This is a genomic window from Bradyrhizobium betae, assembly GCF_004123905.1.
In the GTDB taxonomy this organism is placed as follows: domain Bacteria; phylum Pseudomonadota; class Alphaproteobacteria; order Rhizobiales; family Xanthobacteraceae; genus Bradyrhizobium; species Bradyrhizobium betae_A.
This window is the reverse complement of sequence record NZ_MZXW01000028.1, coordinates 22,011-29,052: the sequence shown is the minus strand read 5'-3', so window position 1 is coordinate 29,052 and position 7,042 is coordinate 22,011. Positions and strand designations below refer to the sequence as shown.

The 7,042-nt window shown below is 63.5% G+C and carries 7 protein-coding genes; 5 read left to right on the top strand and 2 right to left on the bottom strand.

The features are described from left to right. From B5V03_RS23380 to B5V03_RS23365, 4 genes are all read left to right on the top strand, one after another. On the top strand, positions 1-212 hold a 212-nt coding region (locus B5V03_RS23380; RefSeq protein ID WP_206736179.1), incomplete at its 5' end, for a GDP-mannose 4,6-dehydratase. Then, positions 193-1,134, top strand: coding sequence for a GDP-L-fucose synthase (gene fcl, locus B5V03_RS23375; RefSeq protein ID WP_164988227.1), 942 nt, complete (start codon positions 193-195; stop codon positions 1,132-1,134). The genes B5V03_RS23380 and fcl, both read left to right, overlap by 20 nt. A 176-nt stretch (positions 1,135-1,310) precedes the next feature. Continuing rightward, positions 1,311-2,624, top strand: coding sequence for a UDP-glucose dehydrogenase family protein (locus B5V03_RS23370; RefSeq protein WP_129272745.1), 1,314 nt, complete (start codon positions 1,311-1,313; stop codon positions 2,622-2,624). A 101-nt stretch (positions 2,625-2,725) separates the two neighbouring features. Continuing rightward, positions 2,726-3,610: an aldose 1-epimerase family protein gene (locus B5V03_RS23365; RefSeq protein ID WP_164988226.1), complete on the top strand. Its 885-nt coding sequence runs from the start codon at positions 2,726-2,728 to the stop codon at positions 3,608-3,610. 7 nt (positions 3,611-3,617) lie between these two features. On the opposite strand, the gene B5V03_RS23360 is transcribed toward B5V03_RS23365, so the two are convergent. Then, positions 3,618-4,790, bottom strand: coding sequence for an acyltransferase family protein (locus B5V03_RS23360; RefSeq protein WP_129272744.1), 1,173 nt, complete (start codon positions 4,788-4,790; stop codon positions 3,618-3,620). A 260-nt stretch (positions 4,791-5,050) separates the two neighbouring features. Here B5V03_RS23360 and B5V03_RS23355 point away from each other — a divergent pair, with 260 nt between their 5' ends. Continuing rightward, a complete protein-coding gene (locus B5V03_RS23355) occupies positions 5,051-5,866 on the top strand; it encodes a response regulator transcription factor (RefSeq protein ID WP_129272743.1) in 816 nt (271 codons plus the stop codon). A 22-nt stretch (positions 5,867-5,888) separates the two neighbouring features. Here the strand turns inward: B5V03_RS23355 and B5V03_RS23350 are convergent, their stop codons facing one another. Then, positions 5,889-6,692: a transglycosylase SLT domain-containing protein gene (locus tag B5V03_RS23350; RefSeq protein WP_129272742.1), complete on the bottom strand. Its 804-nt coding sequence runs from the start codon at positions 6,690-6,692 to the stop codon at positions 5,889-5,891. Between the last annotated feature and the right edge of the window lie 350 nt (positions 6,693-7,042).

The following is a 7,042-nucleotide window of genomic DNA, read 5'->3' as shown; positions in this document are numbered from 1 at the left end:
TCGACGAGACGAGCGGCAAGACGGTCGTGAAGATCGATCCGACCTATTTCCGCCCGACCGAGGTCGATCTCCTCATTGGCGATGCCAGCAAGGCGCGCGACGTGCTGGGCTGGAAGCCGAAGCGGAGTTTTGCAGAGCTGGTCGCGGAGATGATGGCGAGCGATCTGGCCGAGGCCAAGCGGGATGCGGCCAATGGCAAACGCACCGTTTGAGCTGAAGGGCAAAAGCGTCTACGTCGCCGGCCATCGCGGCATGGTCGGAGCTGCGATTGCACGGCGGCTCGAACGGGAGGACGTCAAGCTCGTCACGGTCGACCGGCGCGAGGTCGATCTCTGTAACCAGGCCGCGGTGTTCGACTGGTTCGCGAAGGCGCGGCCGCAAGTGATCTTCCTGGCCGCCGCCAAGGTCGGCGGCATCGTCGCCAACGACACGCTGCGTGCCGAGTTCATCTATGACAACATCGCGATCGCGGCGAACGTGATCCAGGCCGCGCATCAGAACGGCGCCGAGAAGCTGATGTTTTTGGGCTCGTCCTGCATCTATCCGAAGCTGGCGCCGCAGCCGCTGCGCGAGGACTCCGTGCTGACAGGTCCGCTGGAGCCGACCAACGAGCCCTATGCAATTGCAAAAATCGCCGGCATCAAGATGGCGGAGGCCTATCGCAGCCAGTATGGCAGCGACTTCATCAGCGTGATGCCGACCAATCTCTACGGCCCCGGCGACAATTATCATCCCGAGCTGAGCCACGTCGTCGCCGCCCTGATCCGTCGCTTCCACGAGGCGAAGGTGTCAGGCGCGAAGAGCGTCGTGGTGTGGGGCACCGGCACGCCGCGGCGCGAGTTCCTCTATGTCGACGACATGGCGGATGCCTGCGTGCACCTGATGAAGACCTATTCCGGTGCGGAACTGATCAACGTCGGCACCGGTGAGGATATCACCATCGCCGAGTTCGCGCGCGTCGTCGCCGAAATCGTCGGTTACAGCGGCGAGATCTCTTTCGACACGTCGCGCCCCGACGGCACGCCGCGCAAGCTGCTCGACGTCAGCCGCCTCGGAAGGCTCGGCTGGCGCGCCACGACCTCGCTTCACGACGGCTTAAAACGTGCCTACGCGGCGTATCTCGCGCATACGTAGAATGCAACAATTGCATGTCGCGTATTTCGCGCGATGTCCGCGGCTCTTGTCACGTCGAGCGACTAAGGTTTATTCAGTTCGCGCAGCAACTTGCCCTAATGTTGGGCGAGCGGTCGGATAGAGAAATGGTCTAGGGTGTTCAGTGGAACATCCGTCTTCAACGGAAAGAGTTTTTCATGCGAATCGCGATGATCGGAACGGGCTATGTGGGACTGGTGTCCGGAGCCTGTTTTGCGGATTTCGGTCACGACGTCACCTGCGTCGACAAGGACGAGAGGAAGATCGCGGCACTTCATCGCGGCGAAATCCCGATCTACGAGCCGGGCCTCGACGAGCTGGTCGCGACCAACGTCAAGGCGAAACGGCTCGACTTCACCACCGATTTGTCGAAGCCGGTTGCAGACGCCGACGCTGTGTTCATCGCGGTCGGCACGCCGTCGCGCCGTGGCGATGGTCATGCCGATCTGTCCTACGTCTATGCCGCCGCGAAAGAGATCGCGCAGTCGCTGTCCGGCTTCACCGTCGTGGTGACGAAGTCGACAGTGCCGGTCGGTACCGGCGACGAGGTCGAGCGCATCATCCGCGAGACCAATCCCAAGGCCGACGTCGTCGTCGCCTCCAACCCCGAGTTCCTTCGCGAAGGCGCGGCGATCCGCGACTTCAAGTTCCCCGACCGCGTCGTGGTCGGCATCTCCGACGAGCGCGGCCGCAAGGTGATGGGTGACATCTATCGTCCATTGTCGCTGAACCAGGCGCCGCTGATGTTCACGGCGCGCCGCACCGCCGAGATGATCAAATACGCCGCCAACGCGTTCCTCGCGACCAAGATCACCTTCATCAACGAGATCGCGGACCTTTCCGAGAAGGTCGGCGCCAACGTGCAGGAGGTCGCGCGCGGCATTGGCCTGGACAACCGTATCGGCACCAAATTCCTGCACGCCGGTCCGGGCTTCGGCGGCTCCTGCTTCCCGAAGGACACCAAGGCGCTGATCAAGATCGCGCAGGACTATGATGTGAGCTTGCGCATCGTCGAATCCGTGCTGGCCGTCAACGAGAACCGCAAGCGTGCGATGGCGCGCAAGGTCAGCCAGGCGCTCGGCGGCTCCTTGCGCGGCAAGACCATCGCGGTGCTCGGCCTCACCTTCAAGCCTGATACCGACGACATGCGCGACGCGCCGTCGATCCCTCTCGTCACCGGCCTGATCGACATGGGCGCGAAGGTGAAAGCGTTCGATCCCGTCGGCATGGAGCAGGCCAAGAGTGAGTTGCCCAACATCATTTATTGCGAGGATGCCTATTCCTGCGCGGAAGGCGCCGATGCGCTGGTCGTCGTCACCGAATGGACGCAGTTCCGCGCGCTCGATCTCGACCGGCTGAAGAGCATCATGACGCAGCCCGTCGTGGTCGACCTCCGCAACATCTACCGCCCCGAAGAGATGGCCGCCGCCGGCTTCGTCTATGAGAGCATCGGGCGCTCCTCTCAGGCCTGACAGCTTCTACGGCATTGATCTTCGCCCGCCCCATTAAGAGGCGGGCGAAATCGTTTCTGATGCGATATGATCCGGTCGCGGCTGCCGCGATGGAGATGGTCATGACCGACGACACGCACACGATCCGCAGCGGCGGGCTCACCGCGACCATCAAGGCGCAAGGCGCCGAGCTGTGCTCGCTGAAGGACGGAGGCGCCACCGAGTTCGTCTGGCAGGCCGGGCCGGCCTGGGCGCGCCATGCGCCGCTGCTGTTTCCGATCGTCGGGCGCCTCGTCAATGACGAAATGCGGCACCGGGGCAAAACCTACCGGATCACCCAGCACGGCTTTGCCCGCGACAGCCGCTTTGGCTGGGTGGAGCGCGGTGAGGGTCGTTGCACGCTGGTACTCGAAGACAGTGAGGCGACGCGCGCGCTCTATCCGTTCCCGTTCCGACTGACGGCTGCCTATGCGCTCGATGAATCCGGTCTCGATCTCACACTCACGGTCGTCAACACCGGCGGCGAGACATTGCCGGTGTCGCTCGGTGGCCACCCCGCCTTCAACTGGCCGCTTCAGGCTGGCGTGCCGAAGGAGAGCTACGCGCTGACGTTCACGAACGAGGAGCCGTCTCCGGTTCGCCGTGTCGAGGGCGGGTTGCTGCTCGCGGCAACGGATCCGAGCCCGGTCCGAGGCACGGTGCTTCCTTTGTCGGAATCCCTGTTCACCAGCGACGCCGTGATCCTCGATCCCGTCAACAGCCATGCGGTCCGCTATGCGGCCGGACCGAATGGCGGGCCGTGGCTCAAAATGTCGTGGCGCGGCTTTCGCGAGCTCGGCGTCTGGTCGAAACCGACGGGCGCGCCGTTCCTCTGCATCGAGCCCTGGCGCGGCTATGCAAGCCCCAGGGATTTCGACGGTGAGTTCAGCGACAAGCCGGGCCTGATGCATATCGCACCGGGCGCGGAAGAAGCGCTGTCGTACCGGATCGAGGTGGGAACGTCCTAAAGGCGGTTTACGCGCCGGCGCTGCGGCCGTTCAGCGCAACGGCTGCGGCAGTGACGGGCTCCTCGCGCGTGGCCGTCGTTGTCCCCGACGTCAGGCGATGCGCAAAATCCTGCGCGTGACCCTCGACCAGGTGCCAGGTCGCACGCGCGACGAGATAGCTGAGCGCGGCGGTGACGACATAGGCGATCAGCAGCGAGACCAATCCGTCCGCGAGCGGCCAGATCTGGCGCAGGCCAAGGATCACCGCGAAGTGCGACAAATACATCGAATAGGAATTGCGGCCGAGGGCTTCCAGCGGCTGCAGGCGGAGCGCAAAGCGGATGCAGCCTGCAACACAAGCGCCGAGCACGAGGTTGATCATCAGATAGTTGAACTCGTGCGAGCCGGTCGCGCGATCGGCGACGAACGACAGTGCGATGAAGATGGCGAAGATCGCCGCGTCCGATTTCGCAAAACCATCGCGCAGCGAGAAGAACAGTGCGCATCCCACGAGGAAGACCGGCAGCTGGTTCAGGAAGCTGATGTGCAGCGCGTTCCAGACGAAGGCCTCGTTGCCCGCTCCGTAATAGGCCGAGAACAGCGCGAAGGCCCATGGCTTGAACAGGCAGACATTGACGAGATGCAGCACGATCGCGAGCGCAAGATAGAGATGGCGGCGCGATCCGAAGGCCGTGATCACGAAGGGAAACATGAGGTAGAAAGTCATCTCCGCCGCGATCGACCAGTCGCCCGGCACGACGCTGTTGACGCTGTCAGGCCAGAAGCCGTGCAGGAAGGTCGCGGTCAGGATCACCTGAAGCGGCCCGATGCCGTTGGGCGCGTTGTAGCTCGGGCTCGTGCCGTTGACGAAAAGGTAGAGCGGAATCGCTAGCCAGAACAGCGGCGCGATACGCAGGAATCTCCGGATGTAGAATTTGCGCGTCGGGTTCGCCTCGGTGCGCCGCGTCCACATCAGGCACATCGTCATGGCGCTGACGAAGTAGAACACGTTGACGCCGGTCCAGCCGCACATGAAGGCGTAATCGACGGCGTGGATGTTCGAGGGGAACGACTGTGAGACGTGGATCGCCATCACGCCGACGATGGCGAGACCGCGCAGGACGTCGAGGCTGTGCGAACGGCTGAGACGCGCTGCGCCGTCCTCGGTTCGACCGGCAACTGGCCGGGCCTGCCCCTGCATCACCCTGCTCCGCGGTTTCCCATCTGCAAGCGAGGACCATAGCGGCGCGGCCGGCTTTTCCGAAGCTAAACACCTTCTTTACGTTAACCAGCGGTTGAACCGAGGTCCGGACGAGCGGATCCTGCTCCGGCGCCAGCGATGCGCTGGATGAGAATTGTGGGGCAGTTCATACTTAATACTTCAATACCGTGACCAATATTGTTTGGGCAACACAACACGCCTAGTATTCCAGCAGGCAATTTCGGGGGCTCGAACCAGTCGTGAATGTACGTTCACAGGACGGCGCCTTGCGCGACGACTTGAATTTTCAGGCCGGGCCGCAGGCACACAGGACATCCAACATCGTGACTGATTCCGCACGTCAGGAAGTGCGTCCCGCGGGCCGTGAGCGGCTGCTCGTCGTCGAAGACGATCCGGTGACGCGGACCATGCTGGTCGGCTATTTCAGCGAGAACAATTTTGACGTGGTCGGCGCCGGCTCCTGCGCGGAATGCCGCCAGGCGCTGCGGGCGCGGACCGATCTCGTCTTCCTCGACCTGCAGTTGCCGGACGGCGACGGTTTTGAGCTCGCCAAGGAAATCCAGGCGACCAGCAACGCCGGCATCATCTTCGTGACCCGCCGCGATACCGACGTCGATCGCATCCTCGGCCTCGAGATCGCCGGCGACCATTACGTCACCAAGCCGATCAATCTGCGCGACCTGCTCGCGCGCGCACGCAGCGTGCTGCGGCGGCGCTCGCTCGACCGCAAGGCGGCGCGCAACCACAATTCGATCGCCTTTGGCGACTGGATCATCGACCTGACCCGGCGCGAGCTGCTCGGCGGCGACGGCAAGCCGGTGGCGCTCACCCGCGCCGAGTTCGACCTGCTGGCGGCGCTGGTCGGCGCCGACGGCAGGCCGCTCAGCCGCGACTATCTGATCGAGGTCGTCAGCAACCGCCAGGCCGAGGTCGATATCCGCACCGTCGATGCGCTGGTGGCGCGACTGCGCCGCAAGCTGGTCGGCAGCGGCACGCCTGTGATCGCGACCGTCACCGGCGTCGGCTACAAGCTCGCGCTCAGCGAGCGGCTCTAGAAGCGTATTGGCCGCATCGTCGTCAGCGCGATGCGACCCGCTTCCATCTTGCTTCGATACGAGCTTTGATCAGGCCGATTTTGGCTTCATGAGCGGCCCAGTAAGCGCGGCTGGCAGCCGCCGTTCCTTGGCGATAGCGCGCATAGACGGCTTTGGGTTGAGCCGGTGTTTTGGCCAGACGCGCCGATTTTGCCGGGGCGCTTGGAGCTACGGGCGCTGGCGCAGCTTCTGGTGTTGACGTAGCCGCAGCCTGAGCGGGTATCGGCGACAATCCCATGGCGAGCAGGCGGTTTCGGGCACGATTGCAGTAGACCTGGGAGCGCGGAGTCATGGTTTCCTCGCCATGACCTGCCCGATACTTCATCAACGCGCGGCAGAGATCGCTCCCCGCCAAAGTCCACGCACGGCTAAGGTAAAGCACGCCATAGTGGATGTTGGTCTCTGATACAGCAAGTTCCGCGTCGCTTCCCCTGAAGCCCAGCATTCTTGCGGTCTCAGGCCGCACTTGCATGAGGCCGACTTCGCCGACGCTGCCGATCACAGCGGGGTTGTAGCCGCTTTCGACGAAGACAACGGCTTCAGCGATGTCCGCAGGAAGGTTCGTGCCTTTCGTTTCCTTCTCGATGATTGCCCGAACGGCCGCACGTGACGTCGGCGTTTCCCCGGCACCGAACTCTCCGGCCTTGCCGCCAATTGCCGAAGTCGTGCTGACATCCTGCGATATGTCGTCGCTGGCGCGGCCACTCGTCGCGGCCAGTGAAAGCAGGACGGCCCCGACGCGGCACCACGTCGCGAAGAGATGTAAATGTGCCCGGTCCCTTGGCATAAGGCAGGCAGTACACCTGTAATGTTAATAAACTGAGGCGGGCTGATTGCTTCATTTCTTTGCAGCCCGGAACGTGTGGCTGGCGCGAATCTCGGAACGCCCAACCAGCTGCTTGGTTATCTCTGAGAACACCAGGGAGAACCGGCATGAACCCGTCCAAATTTGCAATCGTACTACTCGCCTCGTTGGCGACAGCTACCGGCGTTTACGCTCAAGGCGCAGGAGGCGCGGGAGGGGCTGGCGGAGCCGGTGCGGCGGGCGGCGGAGCTGCCGCTGGCGCTGGTTCAGGGAGCGCCGGCTCGGCAGGAACTGCGGCGGGTTCGGCTGGAATGAATGGGACCGGTCACGCA

Excerpts from the sequence above, each read along its gene's own strand:
- B5V03_RS23360 (WP_129272744.1), bottom strand. The coding sequence starts at position 4,790 with ATGCAGGGGCAGGCCCGGCCAGTTGCCGGTCGAACCGAGGACGGCGCA.
- B5V03_RS23365 (WP_164988226.1), top strand. The coding sequence starts at position 2,726 with ATGACCGACGACACGCACACGATCCGCAGCGGCGGGCTCACCGCGACC.
- B5V03_RS23370 (WP_129272745.1), top strand. The coding sequence starts at position 1,311 with ATGCGAATCGCGATGATCGGAACGGGCTATGTGGGACTGGTGTCCGGA.
- B5V03_RS23350 (WP_129272742.1), bottom strand. The coding sequence starts at position 6,692 with ATGCCAAGGGACCGGGCACATTTACATCTCTTCGCGACGTGGTGCCGC.
- fcl (WP_164988227.1), top strand. The coding sequence starts at position 193 with ATGGCAAACGCACCGTTTGAGCTGAAGGGCAAAAGCGTCTACGTCGCC.